Below are 25,402 nucleotides of genomic sequence, written 5' to 3' on the forward strand. Positions count from 1 at the left end.
ACAATTGTCATAACAATGACTTTAAAGAAATGACTAAATATATGTTTTTATTATAAATTAATAAGGTACAGGTCTTGCAGCACTCTTCTCAATAACGACTTATAGAAGAGGTGATTTATGCCAATAGAATCTAAAGCAAACAGTGAAAGCCCGAGGACCAAAGTTAGCCATTTTTTTCGAAAGGAAATTCAAGAAAAGATCGAGCAGCATCCATGTTATTCAAAGAATGCGCATCAATATGCTCGAATTCATCTACCTGTAGCACCAGCGTGTAATATTCAATGTCACTACTGTAATCGAAAATATGACTGCAGTAACGAATCTCGCCCTGGCGTGGTATCCCGCCTTGTTGATCCACAAGGTGCATTTAAGCGCTTTAGTGCCATTGCCAGCCGCTCACCTAATCTATCCGTTGTTGGGATTGCAGGCCCAGGCGATGCGCTCGCGAATCCTGCGGCTACATTCAAAACGCTGGAACTCGTTCGTCAACATGCTCCCGACGTACAACTTTGTATATCAACAAACGGTCTCGCACTCGTCGACTATATCGATCAACTGCTAGCGGCAGGAGTGAATCATCTCACCATCACAATTAACTGCATTGATCCACACATTGGCAGCAAAATATACCCATGGATCTACTTTGATCATCAGAGACTCAAAGGGCTTGAAGCGGCATCGACCCTAATCAAACGCCAACTTGAAGGACTCGAAGCCGCTGCCCAAGCAGGGATGCTTGTCAAGGTCAACACCGTTCTAATACCCGGGGTCAATGATTCACACATTGAGACCGTTGCAGAGAAAGTCAGTCAATTGGGCGCTATGCTCCACAATATCATGCCGCTCATTTCTGAGCCGGAACACGGTACGTACTTCGGGGTGACTGGACAAGCCGCCCCTAACGAGCAACAACTAGAACAAGCGCGCCAAGATTCTGCCAAACACCTTGCTCAAATGACTCACTGCCAACAATGCAGAGCAGATGCTGTTGGCACCCTTGGAGAGCCTTGTGGAACAGCAGAAACAGCACAGGTTGTATCGAAAGCGCTCTATCGTGTCGCGATTGCTCACCAAAATCAATCTATTGAAAAAGTCATTCAGACACACTTTGGCTATGCCGATAGATTCGACATTTATGTTTTGGACCATGAACAATCGCAGTTTATCTTCGAAGAAACCCGCATAGCCTCAAAATACTGCCATGGGCCAAGCGATTGCAGCGAGAACGAGGAGTACAAATCATTGCTAATGGAAACCATTAAAGACTGCCAAACCGTTCTATGCTCCCGAATTGGCATTACCCCATGGCGACAGTTAGAAAGCTTTGGCATTGCACCTAATATCGATTTTGCTTTTTCGGACGTCGATAGCGCTCTGTCCGAGCTGGCACTAAAAATTGAACTTGATATCCTAAAAGAGGCTAAACATGAAGTACGTCATTACGGATAAATGCATCGGCTGCCACGCCTGTAAACTGGTTTGCCCCAGCCACGCCATCTTTAAAAAAACCGATGATGAACGCTTTTTTGCGATTCACCCTAATCGATGCAGTGGCTGTGTTGGCAGCTTCGAACACCCTCAATGCACTTCTATTTGCCCAGTTGAAGAAGCCATTGTCGACCAGGTCGGCAAGGTTATGAATCCTAAAGGCAGCCTGACAGGATTGTCTGTTTAAGTATGAAGCGTTAGTAACCCAGACTGCGCGGGAATGCTTGGCGCAGTTTGAGGAAATGAGGTCTTGTAACCAGTCGCGCAGATATTGGAGAAGGGAAGAATTAATTGGGTAGCAGGGCCTTGGGATTAAAAGTAGCTCAGCAACGTATGTTATGAATTTTTAGCTTCAAGAGTTACCAACCGCTGTTCTAAGCGAGTGATAGTGGCAATTGGAAAGCCAGAGGAAGATATCACTGGTTTGCTCGAATATGGTCAAGAATAGGCTTCTCGCTAAACTAAACTGGTGACGTGTTCGCTGTAATTAGATTCCCTTGCTGGAACCCTTCGCCTTAATAATGCCAGCAAGGGAATGAAAACATTTCGAAATGACACTTCGTCTCTCTCTTGACAGAGTAGAAGTAGGAACTAATTAATAAAACAGTCACTATAACTACTGCACTCTTCGCAACTGGGTGCTCGGCAAACGTAGTCTCCACCCTGCTCACATAACTGACGATAGAAGAAGCGTTTCCAACGCATATGATGTTGATTTTTTTGATGTAACTCTGGATAGTAGAAACGAATTAACTCTCCCAATACCCGCCGATTTGGTAAGCCTAGATCTGACCATAAATGACTCGAACCTAAACATGTATGAGCAACAACCTGCGTCAATTCTGATAAGTAGTGACAATCCGAACGGCCATAAGATCTTAACAACTGTACAATTTGTTGCTTCTCATCTTCTCGTTGTGAAAAAAGCAGTCGGTAGGTCAATCTTTGAGGACCCTGGTGTACGGTACTTTCGGGCAAAGTTCCTTGTTGGACTGCGTTGTTATAAAGGTGCTCAAAACGCTTTTGATCGAGCCCCATAAAAGGAGGCTGGGCGGTTTTACCCTCACAATAGGCTTTTAGCATAGGGCGCCAAAATGTCTCTAATTCATACGTTTTTGTCACAATACCATTCCCCTTCGAGTGTATGAGCTAACAAATCGCTACGGACTTTATCTGAGCCCATACAGATTGACCGAGTTTTAGTTGGAGTTGCTGTACCGAGCGCTGAGTTATAAGCGCGAGTAGTCGACTTTTGTTGGAGAGTTCCAGCACAACACTTTGCTCCCCCTTTTTTCTGGCCGGTGCACAGTCAATGATCTTAGCTGGCAAGACATTTAAAATTGATGTTCGTACTGGCTCTATCAACGAAATGCTGACATCCGAAGCCAGCACGCGACAACGGTGGGTTTCCCCTATCTCGCCAACATGCTGGGGGATAAATAGCGGTACGTTCCCCTCTGCGCTGAGAGCCGTTATCTGATCTTGATAATGATGCATCACTCGAGCCTCTATCACGCTGCCCATCTCCTCTCCGAACAAGGATTCAAATTTGGGATCCGCCATAATTTTTTGAACGGTTCCACACGCCACTACTTGTCCTTTTTCAAACAAAACCAAGTAATCAGCAAGGCGAGTCACTTCTGCGACACTGTGAGTGACATAAATGATCGGAATGGACAACTCTCGATGTAGTTTTTCTAAATAAGGAAGGATTTCAGCTTTAAGGCCATTATCCAGCGCCGATAATGGCTCATCCATGAGCAGTAATTTGGGGGAAGTCAACAGCGCTCGCGCAATAGCAACCCGTTGACTCTCTCCCCCTGACAAATTATGGGTCCTGCGATTCAGTAGCTGACCAATCCCGAGTAGATCGCAAATTGTCTGTTTATCGACTTTTTGTGCTTGAGCACCCACCCGCCTTCTACCGAACTCGAGGTTTTCATCGACCGTTAGGTGTGGAAAAAGACCTGGCTGCTGAAACACATAACCGAGTTCTCTTTGATAAGTCGGAACGAAGTGCCTTCGACGATTGTCTTGCCAAACTTCGCCCCCAAGAGAGAAATAACCTTGTGTTTGCTTGTCCAAACCAGCAATCGCTCTTAAGCACGTGGTCTTACCCGAACCCGAGCGCCCGAATAAAACCGTCACCCCCTTAGCAGGAAGGGATAAATCAACCGCTAGGTGAAAATCGGAATACGCAACTTCAAACTGAGCTCGCATGACTCCCATACAACTCTCCTATTGACCCAAATGCCTGTAGCGACTGTTCAACCAATACATCACTAACAAAGAAGCAAATGAGAACAACACCATGCCCCCAGCCAAGATATGCGCTTTTTCGAACTCTAGCGCCTCGGCGTAGTTATATATTTCCACTGATATCACTTGTGTCTTACCCGGTACATTGCCACCAATCATCAATACCACGCCAAATTCGCCAAGCGTATGACAAAAGCCCATGATCGCCGCAGAGAAAATGCCAGGCCATGCAAGGGGTAACGTAACGGAGCGAAAACTGTCTAGTGGAGAAGCTCGTAGCGTTGCAGCCACCTCTAATGGTTTTTTACCGATCGCATCAAAGGAGTTTTGCAGCGGCTGAAGCACAAAGGGCAAAGAGTGCACAATGCAAGCAATCGCGATACCTGAAAAAGAAAACGCAAGTTGTGGTAAGCCCAACCACGCAACCAATTGACCGACAGGTCCATTCGGACCTACTAGCAACAACAAATAGAAGCCCAGTACGGTAGGAGGCAGCACCATTGGCATTGTAAATAACGCTATGACCAACGGTTTCAATCGGCTGGATGTAATAGAGAGCCACCAAGCGACTGGGATGGCGATTAATAGCACCCATACTGTCACGACCGCTGCCAGTTTAAGAGTGATGAAAACAACACTGGGGTCCAAATCCCACATATCGAACCTCTCTGTTTAGCGGTAGCCAAACTCTTGAATGATCGCCTTAGCTTGAGGTGTACGCAGATAGGCCATAAACGCTTTAGCCGCTGGGTTTTCGATGCCATGCCTAAGTAACACTGCGTCTTGCTTTATTGGCTCATAAAGAGAATCAGGTATTTTCCAATACGTCCCGGGTAACAGCTCACCATCTCGTATCACTTGTGACATCGCGAGAAAGCCTAATTCAGCATTTCCTGTGACAACATACTGATAGGTTGGGTTGAGTCCTTTACCCATCACAACTTTGGGCTTGAGCTTGTGGGAAAGATCCAACGTCTCCAATACCTGAGTGGCCGCCACGCCATAAGGCGCAACTTTGGGGTTCGCGATAGCAATATGGAGAAATTTCCCTTCTTGCAAATAAGTGACTGCGTCGCTGTAGAGATCCTTAATTGGCGACCAAAGCACAATACGCCCTTCGGCATATGTCATCTGCCCAGTCGCCAGGCTTTCATTCACCAATGCTGCCGGGCGCTTTTGGTCACCAGATAAAAACACATCATAGGGCGCGCCATTTTTAACTTGGGAGAAAATCTGGCCCGATGACCCTGTACTAATCACCAGTTGGTGGCCCGTTGCTTCGTGGAAGCTATCGGTCATGGCGAGAAGAGGCCGGTTAAAATTGTTTGCAACCGCGACAAACACTTCCTCGGCATAACAATTCGACGTTATTCCGAAAATAAAAGGTAGCACTAGCAAACTAATCCTTTGTTTAAACATAGTAACTCCCTCTAACTTAACGTGTTAACTGTGCCATCCATTGGCGCTGCATAAATGATTTGGCACGGGTGTTATGTCGCTCTTGCAAAAATGGCCACACCTCATCAAATGGTGCAACATAAGGTGGTTTTTCGTCATGACAAACAATAAGGTGATAGCCAACTTCGGTTTCGATGGGTTCGCTGACTTTGTCTCTGTCTAACCCCGAAAGCTGCTCAACGATCTCTGGGTATAACTTGCCTTCTTCACACCAGCCGAGAAGACCATCTTCCAGCGCACTGGGGCACTCTGAATGCTCCAGCGCCAATTGGCCAAAATCCACATAGTTACACTGTTGTCGTACCTTGCTGATTCTTTCTAATGCGTTTTCTCTATGGTTTTCCTCAAACTCTGGGTTGATGGTGATCAGGATTTGACTTAGCTTCCATGTGCGACCTCGAGAAAAGTCAATTTTGTGCTTTTCGTAGTATTCCAGCGCCTGAGCACGTGGCAGTTCAGGAACAGATTCAGACACCTTTTCGAGCACCTTGTCACAATGCAACTCTCTCTTGAGAGCCGATTTCAAACCATCCTGTGTTAAATCTTGAACATCCATCAGTACTTGAAACTGGCTCATAGACTCACATTGATTGACACACGTTTGATACGCCTGTTCAATGTCGGTGTCTGACACAACGATAGATTGTGCTTCGTCACTACTGAGAATACGGTTTTGCAGGTGATACAGGCGTTCAACGTTGTGTTCCAACTCCTTCTGTTGTGTCTCATTCAAGAACTCAGGGTTGAGTTTAAACGTCTCCGTGGCCAGTTTAATGGATAGATACAGCCGGATTTGCTTGTCCATAAGCACTCCTGTTTTTTCTTTTAATGCTAGGTTAGCTCCGCCTCAACGACCTTCGCATCGACTTTCACGTAGTAGCCGCCAACAGCGATTTCATATTCCAGTTGACCCGTATCTAGGTCTCTAAACACGCGTTGTACTTCGACCAAATCACCTTTGACCGCGATAATGTCGTCTCTCACCTTCAGTGCTAGTGTTAATCGAGCCTTGTCGAGAGAACGAAAAAGGCATGGAACCCACTCCAGGTTGACGTCTATCAGTTCCGTCTCTTTAATCCCAACCAATAGGTTTCGCGCTGGAAAAAATACTTGATAGACAATTTGATTCTGCAAGTAATAACCTGAGCTTCGAACTTCTCCCACAGCGCCTTGTTCCGCTAACAAATCACCTTTGTTTAACTCAGAAAAACTGCCATCGTTGCGCACATTACGAATCAAGCGAACCTGACTCCCCACTGGAAACTTCGCATCCCAACACTCCATAGCGTCACTCCATTTCAATCGTCACACTCTGTACAGTGAGCGCAGTTACTGCTTGCCAAAGGTAAGTGACTTCCTAACAACAAATCTCTATAGGCCAAATTAAGCGCCTTCTTATAGGCTAAGTAACCCCTTGGCTCGGGCATACCCTCTAGTGCTCGGTGAAAGTTTCTAAGCAGTGCAATACGCTTAGAAGCGACAATTTCCGGGTCAAAGTTCACCTTGAAGTAGCCCAGAAAATCCTCCGCTGATGACAGAGAGGCAAGTGACGCGTCAAACTCTTCAGGTTCCATATTTTCCTCTCCTATGCGCAGATTTGCCGCTCTAAAAGCCGACGAAGGTCGTCATTTGATGGGGTACACTTGTTAACTTCTGCCCATTCACGCAGTGACAACCTAAGCTCATCGCATTGACTGGGATCTAACTCATGACCTAACTGGTGGTAAATAGAATTAATTGCCCGTCGCCCTGAATGCTTGCCAAGCACAAACTCATGGTCACGCCCTACCAGTTTTGGCGAAAAACCTTCATAGTTGGCGCCACTTTTAAGCATGCCGTCTATGTGAACTCCAGACTCGTGCATAAAAATCGTATCGCCGACAATGGCTTTTTGTGGCCCTAGTTGACGTCCAGCTGCGCTCATCACATAGTGGCACAGCGGCGGCAGCGCCTGTAACGTGATATTGGTTTCACCTTTATTAAGCACTGACATCGCTACCGCCACTTCCTCCAAGGCAGCATTGCCAGCTCGCTCCCCCAAACCGTTGAGTGTGGTATTGACTGATGTCGCACCCGCATCAATCGCCGCCAGCGTATTCGCGGTGGCCAGCCCCAAATCGTTATGGGCATGCATTTCAATTTGCAGATCACTTCGCGCTTTGAGTTGGGCAATTTTTCGATATGTTGCATTTGGGTCAAGTATGCCAAGCGTGTCGGCAAAACGAAGACGTTTCACCCCCCACTTTGCCGCGTGCTCAGCAAGCAAAAATATCAATGACATCTCTGCTCGCGAAGCGTCCTCCATACCAAGACAAACATCAAACCCCATGTCTAAAGCCGTTTTCACATGTGACTCACAATGAGCAATTAATCGTTCGGGCGTCAGTCCGAGTTTGTGGTGTATCTGCTGGTGTGAAACTGGGGCTGATAAGTCCACCCAATCAAGTCCGAGATACTGTGCACACTGTAAGTCATACTGTTTCATGCGGCACCAAGCCATGGTACGCGAGTCGCTCAACGAGGATGCGATTGCACGTATGGTGTCTTGTTCCGCGTTCCCCATCGCGGGAATACCGATCTCAAGCTCTGGCACTCCAGCGGCTTCCAGTCCCAGAGCAATGGCTACTTTTTCCTCAGTCGAAAACGCCACGCCAGGACTTTGCTCACCATCACGCAACGTAGTGTCATTGATAGTTACAGACATGCTTCCGCCCCTTATGCATATGCAGGGACGAAAGAGTCTTCAATCGGTTGCCCTGTTTGGCTGTCCCAATAGGGTGAAAGCTGTCGCAGTCGCTCGACAATGGACGGCAATACGTCCAACACTCGATCAACATCGCTATCTGAAGTGAACTTTGATAATGAGAAACGCAACGTGCCATGTGCGGCAGTAAACGGAATGTCCATTGCCTTCATGACGTGCGACGGCTCTAGAGAACCCGAGGTACATGCTGAACCCGACGACGCCGCTATCCCTTGCTGATTAAGCAACAGCAACAACGCCTCACCCTCAATATACTCAACGGCGATATTGGTCGTGTTCGGGACACGCAGCGAAGGTGATCCGGTTACAAATGTGTTAGGAATGCGCGCCAGAATGCCGTGCTCGAGGCGATCACGTAGCATGGCGATTTGATTAGTGTTCTCCACTACCGACTGTGCGGCTAACTCAGCGGCTTTTCCCAAAGCAATAATGCCAGCCGCATTTTCAGTGCCCGCTCTGCGGCCGCGTTCTTGATGTCCACCTCGCATCAACGGACGAAAACGTGTCCCTCTTCTAAGGTAGAGTGCTCCAATTCCTTTGGGCGCATGAAACTTATGGCCGGAGAGTGACAGCATATCGATATCCATACCGCTCACGTCAACAGGTATTTTCCCAACTGCTTGTACCGCATCAATATGAACCTGAGCATTCACAGTTTTTGCTGCAGAAGCGATTTTCTCAACAGGGAAAATGGTTCCTGTTTCATTGTTGGCCCACATGATAGAAACTATGGCGACATCATCATTCAAGGCTTTGATGTAACTTGGGAAGTCGAATTCACCTAAATTATCGACTCCTACCCAGACAATCTTGTACCCTTTACGTTCCAGGTTCTGACACAACTCTAAGGTAGCCGGATGCTCGACACGCGAAGTAATAATCGTTTTCCGGTCTGGCGTCGCCTCGATGGCTGACAGGATAGCAGTTGTCGTCGCTTCCGTTGCGCAGGAGGTAAATACGATTTCCGAGCTATACTGCGCGCCAATCAATGATTGTACCTGCTCGCGAGCTCTCTGTAACGACTTACCCACCTGGGCCCCCAACGCATGAATAGAGGAAGGGTTGCCATAATAATGTTCTAGGTATGGCATCATGCTAGATAGCACCTCAGGATCAACCCGAGTAGTGGCATTGTTATCTAAATAGACCAGTTCTTTTGTTAGATCATGCATTATGGGTCGCCTCTTTTTTCATATCCGACGCAGTCACCGGGAATACAGTCACCGCCATGTTTAACGCAGCTGACAATTTGGTTTCAAGATTCGAGATCGTAAGGCCAGACAACCCACATGACATGCAATTCCCTGTCATGCTGACAAAGACCATGTCGTCTTCAACATCAACCAACTCAATATCGCCGCCATCGGCAAGGATATTAGGTCGCATCTTAGCGATAACTTCCTCAATGATGGCTATCCGAACGTCATCTTCAGAGGCGTCAGCTCCCTTAGCTTCCACGTCAGTATCTTGACTCGCTTCTTGTAAGCACTCTTCCAACACCCATTCGATTTTTTCGTGGCAAGAGGTGCATGCCCCTCCCGCTTTGGTGTAGTTCACAACGTCTTCAAGTGTCGTGAGACCATTTGCGGCAACCACTCGCTTGATCATAAGATCATCAATGGCAAAGCACTTACAAATCAACTCACCCTCTTCATGCGCTTCCGCTTGCTTCTCACCCCGATAGTTTGCAACCGCCGCGTGCAGCGCTTCCATCCCCATCACGGAGCAGTGCATTTTTTCAGGTGGTAAGCCATCCAAATACTCCGCAATGTCATTGTTTGTCACGGCTAATGCTTCAGAAACCGTTTTACCTATGATGATCTCTGTCAGCGCAGAAGACGACGCTATGGCACTCCCACAACCAAACGTTTGAAAACCTGCGTCTTCAATCATTTCTGTTTCAGGATCAATTTTTAGCGTCAAGCTCAACGCATCCCCGCAACTGAGTGAACCAACATCCCCTTTGGCATTGGCATCACTCACTAAATTGGCATTACGGGGGTTAAAGAAATGCTCTTTAACCTTTTTTGAATAATCCCACATACGCACTCCCATCAAAAACATTGCTCCGAGGTGTATGAACCTGAATCAACATCAAGTTACACACTGATGTGAAGTATGTCTGCAAACTTTGAACCAACTCTCAACACTAGCTTAACTAATTGTTATATAAGAAAATAAAGTCACCATCCCTTTTATCAGGGCTGTGTATTGTCGGTATTTGTATGAAAGGACGCCAAATTGTCGCTTTCGCTACAATCTGATGGCCGGGAGATTTGTCGCTTTTACGACAAAATTAAAAAAGCAGCGTAGTCACGCTGCTTTCATACACTAAAAACGGTCGTAGGATGCTTTAGCCGACGGGCATAGGCGCAGGTTTAAAACTGTGGCAGTTTTTCGCACAGACTTTAGCGCATGCTTCACAACCAATACAATCTGACGAATCCTTTATTGTCATCACCATCATGAACTCATCGCCATAAAGATCATCCTCATCGTCATCCGAATCTTCATTTTCCACAAGATCGAACACATCTCGCGAACAAACCTTGTAGCAGCGCCCACAACCGATACAACTTTCCGCATCGAGTTCTTCAATAAATTGCGGGTGCCACTCGCAGCCGCCTTTGGTATAGCCGACAATATTAGTCATGCTTGTCTCCTTTCGTTACCAATCTTCATCCATTAAATCTTCAAGTCGATTTTGCGCCGATTCGTTTGACTTTGGCTGCTTATGCTTTGTCACCGAGCGAAATAACCATCCACTTGGACGGGCCTTGAGTTGCGCTTGTAACTGACTTAGTAGTCGGTGGATATCTTGCCCCGAATCAACCTTAACTGGGCTAATGTCCTCACCCAGTAATTGACGAACCGCTGATGCCCCACAAGCGACACAGTAGACTGCCGCACACCCTTTTAGATCCCTGATTCTATGAGGCAACTTTTGGTGTGTATCCGAATGCACATCGGGGTATTCAATCGCTTCGAGCAAATGCCACTCCGACTTTCCTATCCCAAAAATCAGCATGCCCTTTGCGCTGCCAAAGTGTTGGTCGACTTTGTGCCGATCAGAGGTCGCAAAGGCGACATTAACGAGCAGGTCAGAGCAATCTGGTCGTGGTTCTACGTGTAATTTGCGTTTTTTCGCTGTCATTTATCCCCCTTTGGTACCACGTCGCTGGCATCGAATCGATATTGACTCACATGGGGCAACACCTCATCTTGATGATTGGCCAACAAGCAATTGGATAAAGCAAATAAACGATTTCGACTGCCTTCATAACCAAACTGTTCCACGTCCATATTGCCAAACCGGTCATGGCAAGGAAAACCAGCTCGTAATACGGGTATGTCAGGCTCACAGATATGGGCTGCGTGGGTATTACTGATTACCGCCGAAACTGGCCCACGACAAGGAAGGAGCATAGAGAGATCACCGATGATGATTTCCTCGGCTGATAAGTGCTTCACCGCCTCTGTTTCGATTGTCGTTACCACTCTGGTTACGTTGGCACCAATACTGTTCAAAAGCTTGGTATAACCCACGGCTAAATCTGGCTCTAATCCAAGGACTACATTGGCCCCAGTGAGAATAAAGTGGGCATCAAGCATGGCATCTTGCAACCTTGAACGCGCTCTTGTTATCCAGTGCGGTACGTTTCGGCCTGAAAGTTGTGTCAAGAATTGAACAAGCTCATCTGCCGCCTCCATTCCCATCGCAAGATCAGTGTAATGAAATGGCACGGCAAATCGCTTCTCCAGCCACCGAGCGGTCGGTAACATTGACTCTCCAACACAAATGGTCGCCACCGCCTCGGACATGATCTCTACCTCAGCCACTGCAGTCCCTCCCGCACTGAAAGGGGAGAAATCTACCTTATCCAGGTGCCCATCCAACGACATTGATAAATCAGGTGCAAATATCGCCTCAAGATCAAACGCCTCCAGGTAGCGTTTTAAGGTCTCTATATCAGCCGCTGTCATCGCCACTGAACAAAGGACATTGACCAATGCCTTCTGACGTTTAATAACAGATGGCTCGCGAACCAACTGACGAACGATACTGTCAACTGCATGAGCGAAACCCGTCTGCATTGTGCCAACAAAGTCCGGCGTACTCATTTTTACCACGCGCGTTTGCGAATATTCGGGATGTTGCCGTGCAAAGTCAGCAATGACTCTCACCACGTCCGTTCCCTGCATCTCTGTCAAACCACTGGTCATAACACAAATAAGCTCTGGCGAGTGTTTTTCACATAGCAACACCAAAGCATCCCTAAGATTGTCATCACTTCCCATAACTGCGGCAATCTGGTCTATCGCCGTGTTTTGTAGGGGGATGGGTTCTCGCAGGTGCTGAATTAAATAGACCTTTGCAAAGGCACTACAGCCTTGTGAGCCGTGCATCAAGGGTAGACTGCTATAAAACCCCAAACTGGCAAGTGCCGCCCCCGTTGCAGGGCTGGTTTTTAATGGCTGTGTCGCTAGAGGGGTGTTGTTTTTAGTTAACTTGGTCATGTCACTCTCCTTGAGGCGCAGCGGCCGAGGGGTTTGAAGCTAAAATGCAAGACGCCTGTGTCGCTCTAATCGGTTCTGGCATCACCTCCCAAGGTGGCATGCTATTCACTTGAGGCCAAATTGGGCTGTGAATGGTGCGGCATAGCTCTTTTGCCAACTGCAGCATTCCTTGATATCCCGCGTAGGCGTGCTCCCGCTCTTGATTGATATCGAGAAATGGTAGGCGGGCTTTCAATGCGGTATACATATTACGTCCTCCCGCTATCATGACGTCTGCGTCGTGTTGATAATATGTATCAAGCAATAGCCGAGCCCCGCCTTCATCGAGCATAACGGCACCGTCCCCCATGATTTCGGTGATGCGGTTCTTATCGGCTTGCGTTGACTTTTTAGTGCCAGTCGCAACCGTCTCAACGCGAAGCTCTTTGAGCGCAGAAACGATTGACCAAGACTTCACTCCTCCGGTGTAAAGCAATGCTTTTTTACCCGCCAGTTGCTCAATGTAAGGCTCCAACTCATGCCGTATTCGCGCTTCCTCACGGGCAATTACCTGCTCGGTATGGGCGATCAACTGCTTGTCGCCTATCAAACGTGCAAACTCTCTAAGCGCCAAACTAGTGTCTTGAATGCCGTAGAAACTACCTTCAAACCAAGGGACCTGCCATTTTTCCTGCAGCCTTCTTGCTACATTGATTTGCGCTCTCGAGCAGACCACCATAGAGACTTCAGCACGGTGCATGGTTTGAATTTGATGGAATTGAGTATCACCAGCCATACAACAAAGAACTCTGAGCCCAAGTTCTTCAAACAGTGGTGATACATGCCAAAACTCACCAGCGATGTTGTACTCACCAATTAACGCAATGTCATACACCTTGCGGCTTGGATCGTGGATCATGGGCGGTTTTGGTGGCGGCTCTGCGGTACCAATGACCCGATTAACCATCACTTCACCCGCAATGCGATTTCCAAGGTTTTTGTTACCATAAAAGCCAGCCGCATCGACATTAATAATTGGTATACCAAAGCGCTCCTCTGCAAGCGCACATACGCCATCGACATCATTGCCTTCCATTGCAGGTACACACGTCATGTAAACAAAAACTGCTGGAGGCCGGTAAGTCTCTACCAACTGCTTAATGGCATGAAGAAGGCGTTTCTCTGCCCGCCCCATGACGACATCTTGTTCATTGAGGTCTGTGGTAAATCCCAGACGGAATAGATTTTTGCCGCTCGCACGAGTTCCTCTGTTGTTCCAACTATTACCCGCACAACCAATGGGACCGTGAACAATATGACCGACATCGGCAATGGGCAGTAGACTGATCTGAGCCCCGTCAAACGTGCAACCACCTGCCGTCGCACCAGGTACAGGTCGGGCACAACCTTGCTTGTCACTTCGATTGTGTTCGCAAGCTGGCTCATCTTGAAATGATTTAATCTCAGAACGTTTCATCCGTTCTCCTACAAAAGTTAACCTTCAATAGGCTGATCATTGCAAAATAAAGACCATTCCATAACCATATGAAAACAAACGATTTAAAAAAATCCATCCACTTTAAAGTAGACAATTGTCGTAAAACGGACAAAGAGTTTGAAAGGGTCGGCAATGAGGGAGTCACCTCCACACATTGCCTTTGCTTGACCTATCGGCAGTGTGCAAAGGTCAAGCAATATTGAAGAAATGAGAATCAGTCTTGCAATGCGATCAGCAGCCCAGTAGTTGCTGCTATATCAAAAGTTAAACAGCTACATTGATTCGGCGAAGACGCGACTAAGTGAACATCTGCATTATCAAGCATTGCAAACGGCTCACGTTCTCCCACTTCATCTTGCCAACATAGCGTTAACTTTATATCTGGGTAACGTTGCTGCAGCTCATTTATGGTAATCACGTCACAAGGTTTGAGCGCTTGCAGCTCATTGATAAATGCAGTTATCTGAGTGCTCCTATCCGTTTCCATAGTTACTCCTTGATCAAGGCTTTTTTAATCCAAGGAGGCGGCTCATTGCCAATAACCTGACTCAACTCTGTTAATACTTCCTTGGCCTCGACGGCCACCTTTTTCTTTACTGGATGGATATACGCTCTGGTAACTTTAGCAGCAGCTGGGCCACCAATAGAGAGTGTGAACAGTATCTGGCAGTCGGCAATGTTGCCTATAAGAATTTCTGTTCTTCGTTCGCCCTTTAACTCACTGTCGACAGGCAGTACATCAACAAGCTGGTAGCTTGTCGCGTTAACCTCATATACCAGTACTCGAAGCGACGATCCAAAGTGGCCGTTTAGCATCTCTCCTTGGTTCGATGTCATAGCGACGCGTAGTTTGGGTCCCGGTATCGGTGGCTCTTTGGGTATCTGTGGGGCGTCAAACGAGCCAACATCTTGGTTGGTAAGAACCGCTAGCGCAGACGTCACTTCCTTTCGAGAAAGACTATTGTCTAATGCATTCACAATCACCCTAAAAGATTTTGGAGAGATCATTTGTAGTTTGTGCTCGGTAACTGGTGAGCCAACGTGTTGAATAAGTAAACCTAACAACGCTTTAAGTTCGATTGATGGTAATGACTTAGATACCATAGCGATACGCAGCGCCGCTGGTGGAGAAATAGTTGTATCCATGCTGATTCCTCGTTAATTGCGTATTGGATTATCCTAACTAGGCTGCCTGCAAGCGCTTAGCTCTTAGCGTGATCGGTAATTGGGGTTTTAACATCGGTTCGATAAAGTAGATCGCACCATTCGCAAGGTGCACCTCTCCGCCCCATCGCTCTGCCCCATCAAACTCAAAGTACGTGACCTTCTCTTCGAGATCCTTTTTAGGTAAGTAAAGCGATAACTCACCCGCTTCATCGTATTGAATCATTACATTAGCCATACTAGTTCCCTGTGATATAACTTAAGAAAATTTACGGCTGGATAAGGCAGTCTTGCTACCTTATCCAGCCGATATATGCGAAGTTAGCGCACTAAGTCAAAACCAAAGTCCGTTTTACCAAGTGTGCTGGTCTCCCGGTCGAGTTTCGCCAAGACCTCATTGACTAACGTCGTCAAGATATACATGGCTCCTTCGTAACACAGCGTGGTTTCACGGTGCAGATGATGGCGATCGAAGATTGGGAAGCCAATGCGCACCAAAGGCACCTCGAATTCCTCTCCCTTTGCTTTGGTATCACGCTCGATAAACTTGCCATAAGAGTTACCAATCATAAGATCGGGTTTGTCTGTCAGAACAAGTGAACGGAAATGCCAGAGATCTTTGCCCACATGAATCTCCGCGTTGGCGCTATATGGTGACTGCGCCACAAGCGCTTCCATTTTTTTGCGCCAGCGCTTGTTGCCGTTGTGGCAAAGTACGTGTTTCACTTCACAGCCCAATTCAGTTAAAAACTTCGTCATGCCTAACAGATAATCAGGATCCCCATATAGCGATATGGAGACTCCGTGTAGCCACGCATGAGAGTCGGTCATCATATCCACTAAACGACCTCGTTCTGTGGTGACTGAATCGGGGATCGGCTTACCTGATAATTCAGACATTTTCATCACAAAATTATCGGTCCACTCAAGGCCCATAGGGATTTCAAGATCAGGCACGTCCTGTTTCCATGTTCCAGAAATCAACTTCTTCGTCTTGATGAGATGTTGTGGTTGCAACAATACGGTCGCTTTGGCATTGGGCGCATCTTTAACGTCTGCGATTGGGGTTCCACCAGCATACATTCGATACTCACCATCTGCAGGGGTGTCCAATACCTCTGAAGGGTCACAAAGCAGTGAATAATCAATGTCCATTTCCGCCATCATTCGACGGATGACTCGATAATTTCCGAGATAGGTTTCAAAGCCAGGCACGATATTGATCTTGCCATTTTTACCAACCTCCTTCCCTTCCATCTCTTTGCGAGTAAAGTAGCTGAGGAAGCCCTCAAACATGTTGTCCCAACCAGTTAAGTGACTACCCACAAAACTCGGAGTGTTCGCGTATGGCGTAGGTAAATCTTCTGGAATAAAGCCCCCCGCTTTGGCGTTCCCGGTAAATGCATTGAGGTCATCACCAATCACCTCTGCCATACACGTTGTGGAAATCGCTACTACCTCTGGTTTGTACAGCGCATAAGCATTTTGTAATCCGTAAAAGATATTATCTTGGCCACCAAACACCGCCGCATCTTCGGTCATTGAATCTGAGACGCAGGCAACAGGCTCCTTAAAGTGGCGGTTAAAATAGGACCTAAAATAGGCAACACACCCTTGGGAACCATGGACATAAGGCAGTGTTTTTTCAAAGCCAAGGGCACAAAGTACCGCGCCTAAAGGCTGACAGGCTTTTGCGGGGTCAATCGTGATGTGTTTACGACTGAAGTTAATCTCTTTGTACTCTTCCGTCGTGGTCCATTCGAAGGTCTCTCTTACCTTCTGTGCATCCACGGCATCTTCGTGAGTATTACGCTTGTTTTCGAACATCTGGCGATATTCCGGCTGTTTGAACAAATCATAGCCGGTTTTAATATCATCAATCTTCTGGCTCATAGGTATTCTCCTACCGTGTCACTCATCTGTGAACAGCGGTTCGGTTAACTACTGTGGTTGCTCGCAACCACTCCATTCCATTGGTTTATGCGCTTTGCTTTAGCGACGCATCCTCCGTTTTATTCCACGGCGCTGTGATGGCTCCCCAACATGGATTGTTAATCGTCAAATCCATATCTCTAGCGAAAATCGCAAAACCATCAACACCGTGGTATGGGCCGGAATAGTCCCAACTGTGCATCTGACGGAACGGGTAGCCCATTTTCTGGAACACGTATTTCTCTTTCACTCCCGAGCCCACAAGATCTGGATTCAGTTTCTTAATAAACGCTTCCAGCTCATAGGCTGTGGCGTCATCAAAGAGTAACGTGGCATCTTTCACTTCAGGCGTGGTCTTTACATAGTCATCGTTGTGAGCAAACTCATAACCCGCACCAATAATTTCCATCCCTAAGTCTTCATAAGCGCCGATGATGTGACGAGGTCGCAGTCCACCGACATAAAGCACGACACTTTTGCCTTCAAGACGTGGACGATACTTATCAATGACTGCTTGCCACTGCTCACGATAGCGTTTAATCACTTCTTCGGTTTGCGCCTTAATCTTGTCATCGAAGAACTCCGCAATCTTGCGCATAGATTCTTCAATCTTGGTAGGTCCAAACAAGTTGTACTCAATCCAGGGCACACCGTGCTTCTCTTCCATGTGTCGAACGATGTAATTCATTGAGCGATAGCAGTGCACGAGGTTGAGTTTGACCTTCGGCGTATTTTCCATTTCGGGCAATGTGCCATCACCAGACCACTGGGCGACAACATTTAACCCCATGTCTTCCAAGATAATGCGAGAAGACCAAGCGTCACCACCAATGTTGTAATCCCCAATAATGGCAACGTCGTAGTCACCCGCTTCAAACTCTTTATCATCCGATTTGGATAGAACGTGATCCCTTATCGTATCGTTAGCGATATGGTGGCCAAGTGATTGTGAAACCCCGCGAAAACCTTCACAACGAACAGGCACGATGGTTTTCCCAATCTCCTCGCCTTTCATTTTCGCCACGGCCTCAATATCATCTCCGATCAAACCCACAGGACACTCTGATTGAACCGAAATACCCTTGCTCAGTGGGAATAACATTTCCAGTTCATCGATCGCCGCCGTCAGCTTTTTGTCGCCGCCAAATACTATGTCTCGCTCTTGGAAATCGGTCGTGACATTTAATGTACCGAAGGTATCAACACCTGTCGTGCCGGTGTAATAGTTACGTCGGCCACCACGAGAGTACTGGCCGCAACCGACAGGTCCATGAGAGATATGAATCATATCCTTGACTGGCCCCCAGACCACCCCTTTCGAGCCCGCATAAGCGCAGCCGCGAACGGTCATGACTCCAGGTAGCGATTTTCGGTTTGAAGTAACGCACTTACCACTACCTTCTTGGTCATTTACACCAAGATGCTTGGCACGCTCAGCCTTCGCAACTTCTGGATAAACTTCCAACACCTCGTCAATGAGCGCTTGATTCTCTTGTTTACTTTGTGACATTTCTGCCTCCCAAACGGTTTACTAGCGAATAGAATTTTTGCTGGTAAGTGGCCGTTAAGCGACTTCTGCAGCAGACTTACCAATGATGGTTTCGTCTTCAACATCCATAATGCCGAACTCCATCAGGAGGTCTTCCAGTTCATCCATTGTTGCTGGTTCCGGAATCACAAACATATCGTTAGCGATTACTTTTTGCGCTAAGGTACGATACTCGTCCGCTTGGTTACAGGTAGGGTCGTACTCAATCACCGTCATACGGCGGATTTCAGCACGTTGCACTATGTTGTCACGTGGTACGAAGTGAATCATTTGCGTACCAATCTTATTTGCCAGAGCAACAATCAGTTCATCTTCTCGGTCAGTATTACGCGAGTTACAAATCAAGCCCGCTAGACGAACATTCCCTGACGTAGCGTATTTGCAAATCCCTTTTGAGATATTGTTAGCAGCATACATCGCCATCATTTCACCAGATACTACGATGTAAATTTCTTCTGCCTTGTTCTCACGGATCGGCATGGCAAAGCCACCGCACACCACGTCACCCAATACGTCATAGAAAACAAAATCGAGGTCATCTTCATAAGCGCCTTCTTCTTCAAGAAAGTTGATTGCTGTGATTACGCCACGTCCCGCACAACCTACACCTGGCTCTGGGCCGCCGGATTCCACGCAACGAACATCTCCATAACCCACTTTAAGCACATCTTCTAGCTCGATGTCTTCCACTGTGCCCGCTTCAGCCGCCATTTCCATGATGGTGTTCTGTGCTTTAGAGTGAAGGATCAAACGCGTTGAGTCCGCTTTTGGGTCACAACCGATGATCATGACTTTCTTACCCGCTTCAGCCAAAGCAGCGACAAGGTTTTGTGTCGTGGTTGATTTACCGATACCACCTTTACCGTAAATTGCACATTGACGAATTGTCATAATGATTCCCTCCATAGGATGATGTGAAAACAATTCGAGGTAGGTATTGCGAAAAGCAGGCCATTAACGATAGATACATACAACCAATTGATTTTAAAAAATAAATGGCATTCGATTCTTTGATGACTGAGATGTGAAGGCAGACAATGCGTTTAGTAAATGTCAGTAACTAAACAAAATTGTTTGTTACAACCCTTTTGTAATTGGGAAGGGCATTTTTCCAAGTGTAGTCTAGGAGTAAACTCTAACTAAAGCGCTCTATTTTATAGATCGACTGAGTTTTCGGCATACCATCTCTGTGGGTTTGTTTAGTGCTTTGACCATGGCATAAACGCCAACTTATGCGTTGTAATTGCGAAGAGTTAAACAGGCTCCACGTAACTGCTTCTTACAATGCGCTGTATGGGATCCCCTTTGCCAAGGGGAATGTTGTTTTTGTCGCTTTGAAACAAGGATGGGAAGCGACGACGTGTTAAATCAGACCAAACCGCAACTACCGCAAACATATTCATTTTCGATAACAGGATACATTTGTTAACATATTGTCATCAAAGGATTTAGATACGATATGGAATTACATTGAACCGTTATAGCCTCTGGACAGGCGCCTCCCTATGTGTGTGCCTATCTCACCAAATTTACGCTTCCGACATGCAGCAATGTACGGAACGCCAATTAGCCATAAGCCAGGAAGAAGTGACAGTAGGCGAAATTCGCGCATTATGTGCTGCCGAAGTGTCAGTGGAAGAAGATGACTCGGTTGTCATTAGAGGTAAGGAAGCCAAAGCTGGCGTCATCGCCAAACGCGTCCTTCAGGAAAGGCAAAGCGAACAGTCGGAGTTTGTTCTTACTGCGCATAAAATGAACTACATTCTCCCTGTCTACACTACCAATGAAATCAATCCGGACGCCTATAGCGACAATCAAGCCTATAGTGATAGTTTTAAAGATGTCGAAGCTAAATTTCAGCTCAGCTTTAAGTTTCCATTAAGCTACCAGTCTCTTTTTGTCGACGGCGACCGCCTCTACGGCGCCTTCACGCTGGAAGCCTGGTGGCAAGTCTACGCCAGTGAAATCTCAAGCCCGTTTAGAGAAACCAACTATACGCCAGAGCTGTTCTATATCATGCCATTAGACTGGCACCCGAACGATGCAAATACCGGACTGATGCTCGGCATTGAGCATCAATCAAATGGTCGTTCTGGTACCCTTTCGCGTTCGTGGAATCGCGTATTCGCCGAGTTTATCTACGAACAAGGTAATTTAGTCGGTTTTGTCCGCCCTTGGTATCGACTACCGGAGGAGATGAAAAGCGATCCCTCTGAACCGGGAGGCGATGATAACCCCGATATTGAAGATTACATGGGGCACGCGGAATGGGGGTTGGGTTATGACTTTGGCCGCTATGAACTCAGTGTGAAAATGCACGGTAATGTCTCTACCCGTAAAGGTGCCATCCAGGCAAATCTGACTACGCCACTTTATGGAAAGCTCAAGGGATATGTAACACTATTTAATGGCTATGGTGACAGCTTAATCGACTACAACCACAGTCAGACCCGGGTGGGCATAGGCATCGCACTCAACAATATGTTTTAAACAGGGACGCTAAGATTAACGCCCCTTGTTATCGTCTGGTCGATGTCCACAGTGCACATCTCTCACCTCGTATTTTTTAGTTTTTTAAGAATCAGTAGATTAACTGCGTCCAACATAACAAAACCTCCTACTAAGATGCACTCAGTAGGAGGTCCACAAGCTATAGCTCTTTGTTAGTTGTCAGACATGATTGTCGGAGGACAAAAAAGTTTGATCAAAAAACCCCTCAGCTTAGTGGGATTTTGAACTTTTGTATGATTAGGTTTGATCATTTAGTTAGTCAGATTCCTCATTCTATGACGAAATGTTGACAATAAAGTTTGATCTATTATACCGGAGTGTAGAGGGCACTTTATCACAACAATATTTAGCGTCTACTTAGCCATGCGGCACCGCGAACACCACTGCTATCACCAAACTTCGCTTTGACTAGGTGTATACTTGGCTTTTCAGCAAAAATATAGTTACTCATTGCACGTTTAACGTCCGAGTACAGACTGTCCACATTGGACATGCCTCCCCCTAAAACTATCGCATCGGGATCAAGAATATTTGTTAGTAATGCAAAGCTTCTCGCCATTTGATCGACGAGTAAATCATATGAGGCTTTAGCTTCAATTTGCCCATTCATGGCTAAATCGACAATTTCTTTAGAGTTTAATTTAGTTTGGTTCTTTTGATTGTGCTGCGCTGCAAACCCTGTCCCTGAAATAAATTGCTCAATGCAATTCTTTCGACCACAGTAGCATGTACCAATATCGCCATCTATTGCTGGATCATAATACGGCAAAGGATTATGCCCCCATTCACCCGCTATGGCATTTTTCCCCGTCAGTACATTTTTGTTGACGACGAGACCACCACCACAGCCTGTCCCTAAAATTGCACCAAAAACAACACTTGAACCTTTAGCCGCACCATCAACTGCTTCTGATAGAGCGAAACAGTTGGCATCATTGGCTATTGATACACTTTTATTGGTTATTTTCTGTAGGTCTCGTACAACATCGTTGCCGTTTAGAAATACACTGTTTGCGTTCTGAATGAATCCAGTCACTGGTGACACAGCGCCTGGTAAACCGGCACCTATTGATGCAAAAGCCCCCACTTCCTTTTCGGTATCAGCGATAAGTTGGGCGACGACATTTATAAAATCATCATAGTTATTTGGAGTAGCAACTCGACGAACAAATAGCTCAATACCTGTGTCACTCAATACCTTTACTTCAATCTTTGTACCGCCAATATCTAAACCGACTAACATATTTTTTCCTTCACTAATTGTAGGTTTCAATTCTAGGAGAATCAGAAACCTACAGAGTAAATACAGTCAAACAAACAAGTGACAGCGAGTGAAATGGTTTTCTTCTATCTCAACCGCTTCTGGCAAGTACTCTTTACATTGCGCTTTTACTTGTGGGCAACGTAAAGCATACGGGCAGCCTTTATGCTCTGGAGACCACATTGGTGTTTCCATTGAACGATGTGTAGGAAGAGTCTCGTGGATACTTCTACTTGGATCCGGTACTGCTGCCAATAACAATTGTGTATAGGGATGCTGAGGGTTTTGAGTTATTGCTTCTGTGGAGCCCCATTCCACCATATGTCCCGAATAGAGAACGATTATGTCTTCAGCAAAGTAGCGGGCGGTAGCAATATCATGCGTGATATACATGAACGCTTTGTCCATGTCATGTTTCATCTCGTTCATCAAGTTGAGTACGCCAATTCGAATGGACACATCCAGCATCGAAGTTGGTTCATCGGCCAATATAACTTTTGCGCCAATGGCAAGGGTTTTAGCTAAGAAAACACGCTGACGCTGACCTCCAGAAAGCTGGTGCGGAAATTTTTCTAACACCTCTAGGGCTGGCGTAAGACCAACTTTAGTGAGTATTTTCACCAACTCTTCATCCATCTCTTTGCCAGGTTTGAGTCCATGATGAATTCGCAGCGCACGCGTTAAATGATAACGGATAGTATGCAATGGATTTAAAGAGCTAAACGGGTCTTGAAAGACCATTTGGACATCTCTACGGTATGCGTCTAGCTCTTCGCCCCCTTTGATTTTGTCTATGTTTTTTCCGTGGAAGTAAATCCCCCCCTCAGTTGCACTATGGATCTTAGTTGCAACTTTAGCACTGGTACTTTTACCACAGCCTGACTCCCCTACAATCGCTAGACAGCGACCTGCGCGTAGCTGGAAATCTAATCCATTCACAGCCCTCAAATACTGTTTTGGACCAAACCATGACTCGCCTTTTTTACGAAAATCTACAGTAAGATTCTTCGCCTCTAAAATAAGTGGGAATTTTCGTTCGAACTCTTCTAGGGAGAGATTATGTGACTGTTTATCAATAGTAGTTACGTTCATTTAACCCTCCTAATTATTGATTTGAATTTCTAATGGTGTATGACAAGCTACCCAGCGATTCTCAGAGACACTTATCAGTTTTGGATCTACAATTTTGCAACTTTCTGTCGCTTTGAAACAGCGTGGTGCAAATCGACAACCTTCAGGGACATTCTTTAAATCTAGAGGCGTTCCTGGAATACCTTTCATTTCTTGTAACTCCCCATGAAGGGTAGGGAAAGAGTCCCCCAAACCATGGGCATATGGGTGTAAAGGCATGCTGAGAATCTCTTTCGAGGGAGCCAGTTCCACGAGTTGACCTGAGTACATAATCCCAATACGGTCACACAACTCGACCATTAAGCTTAGGTCGTGTGTGATAAACAATATTGAAAATCCAAATTGCTCTTTTAATTGGTAAACTTTTTGTAAAATTTCACGCTGAACCACAACATCTAGAGCGGTTGTTGGTTCATCCATTATCAAAAGTTTTGGTTTCAGGGCTAAAGCCATGGCAATAACCACACGTTGACGCATACCACCAGAAAACTGATGCGGGTAGTCAAACAAGCGCTCGGTTGGTATGTCCACTATTCTTAGAAGTTCTTTGGCTTTCTCTATAGATTCTTTCCTGTCTTTAACCATTCCATGAGCTTCAAATATATCCCAAAATTGATATTCAATTGTTTTGACGGGATTGAGGCAGTTCATTGCACTTTGAAATACCATTGAAGTTTCTTTCCATCGAAAGTTACGCAGTTGTTCTTCGTTCATTGCGAGAACATCCCTACCTTCAAATAGAATTTTACCTTCTGAAATTAGTGCGGGTGGACGATGAAGCCGCATCAAAGAATAAGCAATCGTTGATTTTCCACAGCCAGATTCCCCTGCAAGACCTACAATTTCCCCTTTGTTGATATGAAAGCTTACGTCGTTAACTGCACGGACGCGCCCATCAAACGTTACATAATCTACACTGAGATTTCTTATCTCTATAAGTTTACTCATGAGTTAGCTGCCCATCTTTAGTTGCTTGCTGGATTCGATTTTTCTTTTCGACTTGTTTCTTTTCGCGGTAATACTTCGCCATAATTCGTTGAGCTTTAAGTTTTGGATTTGAAATTTCATCAATTGAAAAGTTAATCAAAGCCAAACCGATAGCAACTGAAGCTAAAGCTACACTAGGGGCAGCAATTTCCCACCACGCACCAATTCGTATTGCTGAAGTCTGATCTGCGTTATATAACATGCTTCCCCAAGTCACGCTCAGAGGATCACCTAGTCCAATAAATTCAAGCGTCGCTTGAGTCATAATTGCGTAGATTACCGTGCCTATAAAACTCGAAGCCAAAATAGACATCATATTGGGCATTATTTCAGCAAACAGAATATGCTTTTTCTTTTCACCCATCACTTCTGCCGCATGTACAAAGTCTCGACTACGAATGGCAAGTGTTTGAGAGCGAATGACTCTAGCTCCCCAAGGCCATGATGTGGCACCAATGATAATTGCTATAACTAGTGGTGACACTTGGCCAAGAAATGCTGCGAGCACTAACATTAATGGTAAACTTGGAATAACCATTATTAAGTTTGTAAACAGAGACAAAGTGTTGTCTACAATGCCACCAAAATAACCGGATGTTACTCCGACAATCATTGCCATAATGATTACAAACGTTCCAGCAATGAATCCGACTAACAGTGAAATTCGTCCACCATAAAGAACTTGAGACCAAACATCGCGTCCCATTCGTGTTGTACCCAGCCAATGATCAGCGCTTGGCGGCTGATGTGGTCGACCTACACGAGCTGACGCTACGTAATCTGTTAAAAGCGGTGCACATATACATAACAAGCACACTAATGTAACGATGGTGATACCAATAAATGCCTTCGGGTTATCAAGGAAAAACTGTTTTATAGTTTTAAATAGTTTCATGTCGTTTA

27 protein-coding genes are annotated in these 25,402 nt (G+C 46.1%); 3 read left to right on the forward strand and 24 right to left on the reverse strand.

From position 1 onward, the window contains the following. Positions 1-117: 117 nt before the first annotated feature. Positions 118-1,449: a nitrogenase cofactor biosynthesis protein NifB gene (nifB, locus tag C4S60_RS03025; RefSeq protein WP_103878846.1), complete on the forward strand. Its 1,332-nt coding sequence runs from the start codon at positions 118-120 to the stop codon at positions 1,447-1,449. Beyond that, positions 1,427-1,675: a 4Fe-4S binding protein gene (locus C4S60_RS03030; RefSeq protein WP_103878847.1), complete on the forward strand. Its 249-nt coding sequence runs from the start codon at positions 1,427-1,429 to the stop codon at positions 1,673-1,675. Before nifB ends, C4S60_RS03030 begins: the two co-directional genes overlap by 23 nt. A gap of 404 nt (positions 1,676-2,079) precedes the next feature. Here C4S60_RS03030 and C4S60_RS03035 read toward each other — a convergent pair whose 3' ends face one another. From C4S60_RS03035 to nifH, 20 genes are all read right to left on the reverse strand, one after another. After that, positions 2,080-2,610: a nitrogen fixation protein NifQ gene (locus tag C4S60_RS03035; protein ID WP_103878848.1), complete on the reverse strand. Its 531-nt coding sequence runs from the start codon at positions 2,608-2,610 to the stop codon at positions 2,080-2,082. A gap of 27 nt (positions 2,611-2,637) precedes the next feature. Continuing rightward, positions 2,638-3,717, reverse strand: a complete 1,080-nt coding sequence (modC, locus tag C4S60_RS03040; RefSeq protein WP_103878849.1) for a molybdenum ABC transporter ATP-binding protein — start codon at positions 3,715-3,717, stop codon at positions 2,638-2,640. A gap of 9 nt (positions 3,718-3,726) precedes the next feature. Further along, positions 3,727-4,404 carry a molybdate ABC transporter permease subunit gene (modB, locus tag C4S60_RS03045; protein ID WP_103878850.1) on the reverse strand — a complete coding sequence of 226 codons (678 nt, stop codon included), beginning with the start codon at positions 4,402-4,404 and terminating at the stop codon, positions 3,727-3,729. Positions 4,405-4,419: 15 nt separating this feature from the next. Further along, positions 4,420-5,166 (reverse strand): molybdate ABC transporter substrate-binding protein, encoded by a 747-nt coding sequence (gene modA / locus C4S60_RS03050; RefSeq protein WP_103878851.1) that lies wholly within the window; start codon positions 5,164-5,166, stop codon positions 4,420-4,422. 16 nt (positions 5,167-5,182) lie between these two features. Further along, complete coding sequence (locus tag C4S60_RS03055; RefSeq protein WP_103878852.1) at positions 5,183-6,010, reverse strand: peptidylprolyl isomerase; 828 nt, start codon at positions 6,008-6,010, stop codon at positions 5,183-5,185. A 26-nt stretch (positions 6,011-6,036) separates the two neighbouring features. Continuing rightward, positions 6,037-6,489: a nitrogen fixation protein NifZ gene (locus C4S60_RS03060; protein WP_103878853.1), complete on the reverse strand. Its 453-nt coding sequence runs from the start codon at positions 6,487-6,489 to the stop codon at positions 6,037-6,039. Between the two features lie 14 nt (positions 6,490-6,503). Beyond that, positions 6,504-6,779: a nitrogenase-stabilizing/protective protein NifW gene (locus C4S60_RS03065; RefSeq protein WP_103878854.1), complete on the reverse strand. Its 276-nt coding sequence runs from the start codon at positions 6,777-6,779 to the stop codon at positions 6,504-6,506. Between the two features lie 11 nt (positions 6,780-6,790). Then, entirely contained in the window at positions 6,791-7,909 is a 1,119-nt protein-coding gene (nifV, locus tag C4S60_RS03070) for a homocitrate synthase (RefSeq protein ID WP_103878855.1), read from the reverse strand. Positions 7,910-7,920: 11 nt separating this feature from the next. Beyond that, positions 7,921-9,141, reverse strand: coding sequence for a cysteine desulfurase NifS (gene nifS, locus C4S60_RS03075; protein ID WP_103878856.1), 1,221 nt, complete (start codon positions 9,139-9,141; stop codon positions 7,921-7,923). Then, positions 9,134-10,012 (reverse strand): Fe-S cluster assembly protein NifU, encoded by an 879-nt coding sequence (nifU, locus tag C4S60_RS03080; protein ID WP_103878857.1) that lies wholly within the window; start codon positions 10,010-10,012, stop codon positions 9,134-9,136. Before nifU ends, nifS begins: the two co-directional genes overlap by 8 nt. Positions 10,013-10,322: 310 nt before the next feature. Then, the gene (gene fdxB / locus C4S60_RS03085; protein ID WP_103878858.1) at positions 10,323-10,622 is read right to left on the reverse strand and encodes a ferredoxin III, nif-specific; all 300 of its coding nucleotides are present in this window, start codon (positions 10,620-10,622) and stop codon (positions 10,323-10,325) included. A 15-nt stretch (positions 10,623-10,637) separates the two neighbouring features. Next, entirely contained in the window at positions 10,638-11,123 is a 486-nt protein-coding gene (locus tag C4S60_RS03090) for a NifB/NifX family molybdenum-iron cluster-binding protein (RefSeq protein ID WP_103878859.1), read from the reverse strand. Further along, positions 11,120-12,487 carry a nitrogenase iron-molybdenum cofactor biosynthesis protein NifN gene (nifN, locus tag C4S60_RS03095; protein ID WP_103878860.1) on the reverse strand — a complete coding sequence of 456 codons (1,368 nt, stop codon included), beginning with the start codon at positions 12,485-12,487 and terminating at the stop codon, positions 11,120-11,122. Before nifN ends, C4S60_RS03090 begins: the two co-directional genes overlap by 4 nt. A gap of 1 nt (position 12,488) precedes the next feature. Beyond that, positions 12,489-13,943, reverse strand: a complete 1,455-nt coding sequence (gene nifE / locus C4S60_RS03100; protein ID WP_103878861.1) for a nitrogenase iron-molybdenum cofactor biosynthesis protein NifE — start codon at positions 13,941-13,943, stop codon at positions 12,489-12,491. Positions 13,944-14,178: 235 nt separating this feature from the next. Continuing rightward, the gene (locus C4S60_RS03105; protein WP_103878862.1) at positions 14,179-14,451 is read right to left on the reverse strand and encodes a hypothetical protein; all 273 of its coding nucleotides are present in this window, start codon (positions 14,449-14,451) and stop codon (positions 14,179-14,181) included. 2 nt (positions 14,452-14,453) lie between these two features. Further along, a complete protein-coding gene (locus C4S60_RS03110; RefSeq protein ID WP_103878863.1) occupies positions 14,454-15,110 on the reverse strand; it encodes a NifB/NifX family molybdenum-iron cluster-binding protein in 657 nt (218 codons plus the stop codon). 37 nt (positions 15,111-15,147) lie between these two features. Beyond that, positions 15,148-15,366: a putative nitrogen fixation protein NifT gene (nifT, locus tag C4S60_RS03115; RefSeq protein WP_103878864.1), complete on the reverse strand. Its 219-nt coding sequence runs from the start codon at positions 15,364-15,366 to the stop codon at positions 15,148-15,150. Positions 15,367-15,449: 83 nt separating this feature from the next. After that, entirely contained in the window at positions 15,450-17,021 is a 1,572-nt protein-coding gene (nifK, locus tag C4S60_RS03120; protein ID WP_103878865.1) for a nitrogenase molybdenum-iron protein subunit beta, read from the reverse strand. A gap of 85 nt (positions 17,022-17,106) precedes the next feature. Continuing rightward, positions 17,107-18,570 (reverse strand): nitrogenase molybdenum-iron protein alpha chain, encoded by a 1,464-nt coding sequence (nifD, locus tag C4S60_RS03125; RefSeq protein ID WP_103878866.1) that lies wholly within the window; start codon positions 18,568-18,570, stop codon positions 17,107-17,109. A gap of 54 nt (positions 18,571-18,624) precedes the next feature. Next, on the reverse strand, positions 18,625-19,500 hold the full coding sequence (gene nifH, locus C4S60_RS03130; protein WP_103878867.1) for a nitrogenase iron protein: 876 nt from the start codon (positions 19,498-19,500) through the stop codon (positions 18,625-18,627). Between the two features lie 579 nt (positions 19,501-20,079). Here nifH and C4S60_RS03135 point away from each other — a divergent pair. Beyond that, positions 20,080-21,099 carry a phospholipase A gene (locus C4S60_RS03135; protein ID WP_208623234.1) on the forward strand — a complete coding sequence of 340 codons (1,020 nt, stop codon included), beginning with the start codon at positions 20,080-20,082 and terminating at the stop codon, positions 21,097-21,099. 367 nt (positions 21,100-21,466) lie between these two features. On the opposite strand, the gene C4S60_RS03140 is transcribed toward C4S60_RS03135, so the two are convergent. From C4S60_RS03140 to C4S60_RS03155, 4 genes are all read right to left on the reverse strand, one after another. After that, positions 21,467-22,363 (reverse strand): ROK family protein, encoded by an 897-nt coding sequence (locus C4S60_RS03140; RefSeq protein WP_103878869.1) that lies wholly within the window; start codon positions 22,361-22,363, stop codon positions 21,467-21,469. Positions 22,364-22,429: 66 nt separating this feature from the next. Further along, the gene (locus C4S60_RS03145) at positions 22,430-23,473 is read right to left on the reverse strand and encodes an ABC transporter ATP-binding protein (protein ID WP_103878870.1); all 1,044 of its coding nucleotides are present in this window, start codon (positions 23,471-23,473) and stop codon (positions 22,430-22,432) included. Between the two features lie 9 nt (positions 23,474-23,482). After that, entirely contained in the window at positions 23,483-24,460 is a 978-nt protein-coding gene (locus C4S60_RS03150) for an ABC transporter ATP-binding protein (RefSeq protein WP_103878871.1), read from the reverse strand. Beyond that, a complete protein-coding gene (locus C4S60_RS03155; RefSeq protein WP_103878872.1) occupies positions 24,453-25,394 on the reverse strand; it encodes an ABC transporter permease in 942 nt (313 codons plus the stop codon). Before C4S60_RS03155 ends, C4S60_RS03150 begins: the two co-directional genes overlap by 8 nt. Between the last annotated feature and the right edge of the window lie 8 nt (positions 25,395-25,402).

It is taken from the genome of Vibrio hangzhouensis (assembly GCF_900107935.1).
Taxonomy (GTDB): Bacteria; Pseudomonadota; Gammaproteobacteria; order Enterobacterales; family Vibrionaceae; genus Vibrio; species Vibrio hangzhouensis.

What these genes read in the sequence shown, in the direction of transcription:
- nifB (WP_103878846.1), top strand. Translation starts at nt 118, where the DNA reads ATGCCAATAGAATCTAAAGCAAACAGTGAAAGCCCGAGGACCAAAGTT.
- C4S60_RS03030 (WP_103878847.1), top strand. Translation starts at nt 1,427, where the DNA reads ATGAAGTACGTCATTACGGATAAATGCATCGGCTGCCACGCCTGTAAA.
- modC (WP_103878849.1), bottom strand. Translation starts at nt 3,717, where the DNA reads ATGGGAGTCATGCGAGCTCAGTTTGAAGTTGCGTATTCCGATTTTCAC.
- modB (WP_103878850.1), bottom strand. Translation starts at nt 4,404, where the DNA reads ATGTGGGATTTGGACCCCAGTGTTGTTTTCATCACTCTTAAACTGGCA.
- modA (WP_103878851.1), bottom strand. Translation starts at nt 5,166, where the DNA reads ATGTTTAAACAAAGGATTAGTTTGCTAGTGCTACCTTTTATTTTCGGA.
- C4S60_RS03055 (WP_103878852.1), bottom strand. Translation starts at nt 6,010, where the DNA reads ATGGACAAGCAAATCCGGCTGTATCTATCCATTAAACTGGCCACGGAG.
- C4S60_RS03060 (WP_103878853.1), bottom strand. Translation starts at nt 6,489, where the DNA reads ATGGAGTGTTGGGATGCGAAGTTTCCAGTGGGGAGTCAGGTTCGCTTG.
- C4S60_RS03065 (WP_103878854.1), bottom strand. Translation starts at nt 6,779, where the DNA reads ATGGAACCTGAAGAGTTTGACGCGTCACTTGCCTCTCTGTCATCAGCG.
- nifV (WP_103878855.1), bottom strand. Translation starts at nt 7,909, where the DNA reads ATGTCTGTAACTATCAATGACACTACGTTGCGTGATGGTGAGCAAAGT.
- nifS (WP_103878856.1), bottom strand. Translation starts at nt 9,141, where the DNA reads ATGCATGATCTAACAAAAGAACTGGTCTATTTAGATAACAATGCCACT.
- nifU (WP_103878857.1), bottom strand. Translation starts at nt 10,012, where the DNA reads ATGTGGGATTATTCAAAAAAGGTTAAAGAGCATTTCTTTAACCCCCGT.
- fdxB (WP_103878858.1), bottom strand. Translation starts at nt 10,622, where the DNA reads ATGACTAATATTGTCGGCTATACCAAAGGCGGCTGCGAGTGGCACCCG.
- C4S60_RS03090 (WP_103878859.1), bottom strand. Translation starts at nt 11,123, where the DNA reads ATGACAGCGAAAAAACGCAAATTACACGTAGAACCACGACCAGATTGC.
- nifN (WP_103878860.1), bottom strand. Translation starts at nt 12,487, where the DNA reads ATGACCAAGTTAACTAAAAACAACACCCCTCTAGCGACACAGCCATTA.
- nifE (WP_103878861.1), bottom strand. Translation starts at nt 13,943, where the DNA reads ATGAAACGTTCTGAGATTAAATCATTTCAAGATGAGCCAGCTTGCGAA.
- C4S60_RS03105 (WP_103878862.1), bottom strand. Translation starts at nt 14,451, where the DNA reads ATGGAAACGGATAGGAGCACTCAGATAACTGCATTTATCAATGAGCTG.
- C4S60_RS03110 (WP_103878863.1), bottom strand. Translation starts at nt 15,110, where the DNA reads ATGGATACAACTATTTCTCCACCAGCGGCGCTGCGTATCGCTATGGTA.
- nifT (WP_103878864.1), bottom strand. Translation starts at nt 15,366, where the DNA reads ATGGCTAATGTAATGATTCAATACGATGAAGCGGGTGAGTTATCGCTT.
- nifK (WP_103878865.1), bottom strand. Translation starts at nt 17,021, where the DNA reads ATGAGCCAGAAGATTGATGATATTAAAACCGGCTATGATTTGTTCAAA.
- nifD (WP_103878866.1), bottom strand. Translation starts at nt 18,570, where the DNA reads ATGTCACAAAGTAAACAAGAGAATCAAGCGCTCATTGACGAGGTGTTG.
- nifH (WP_103878867.1), bottom strand. Translation starts at nt 19,500, where the DNA reads ATGACAATTCGTCAATGTGCAATTTACGGTAAAGGTGGTATCGGTAAA.
- C4S60_RS03140 (WP_103878869.1), bottom strand. Translation starts at nt 22,363, where the DNA reads ATGTTAGTCGGTTTAGATATTGGCGGTACAAAGATTGAAGTAAAGGTA.
- C4S60_RS03145 (WP_103878870.1), bottom strand. Translation starts at nt 23,473, where the DNA reads ATGAACGTAACTACTATTGATAAACAGTCACATAATCTCTCCCTAGAA.
- C4S60_RS03150 (WP_103878871.1), bottom strand. Translation starts at nt 24,460, where the DNA reads ATGAGTAAACTTATAGAGATAAGAAATCTCAGTGTAGATTATGTAACG.
- C4S60_RS03155 (WP_103878872.1), bottom strand. Translation starts at nt 25,394, where the DNA reads ATGAAACTATTTAAAACTATAAAACAGTTTTTCCTTGATAACCCGAAG.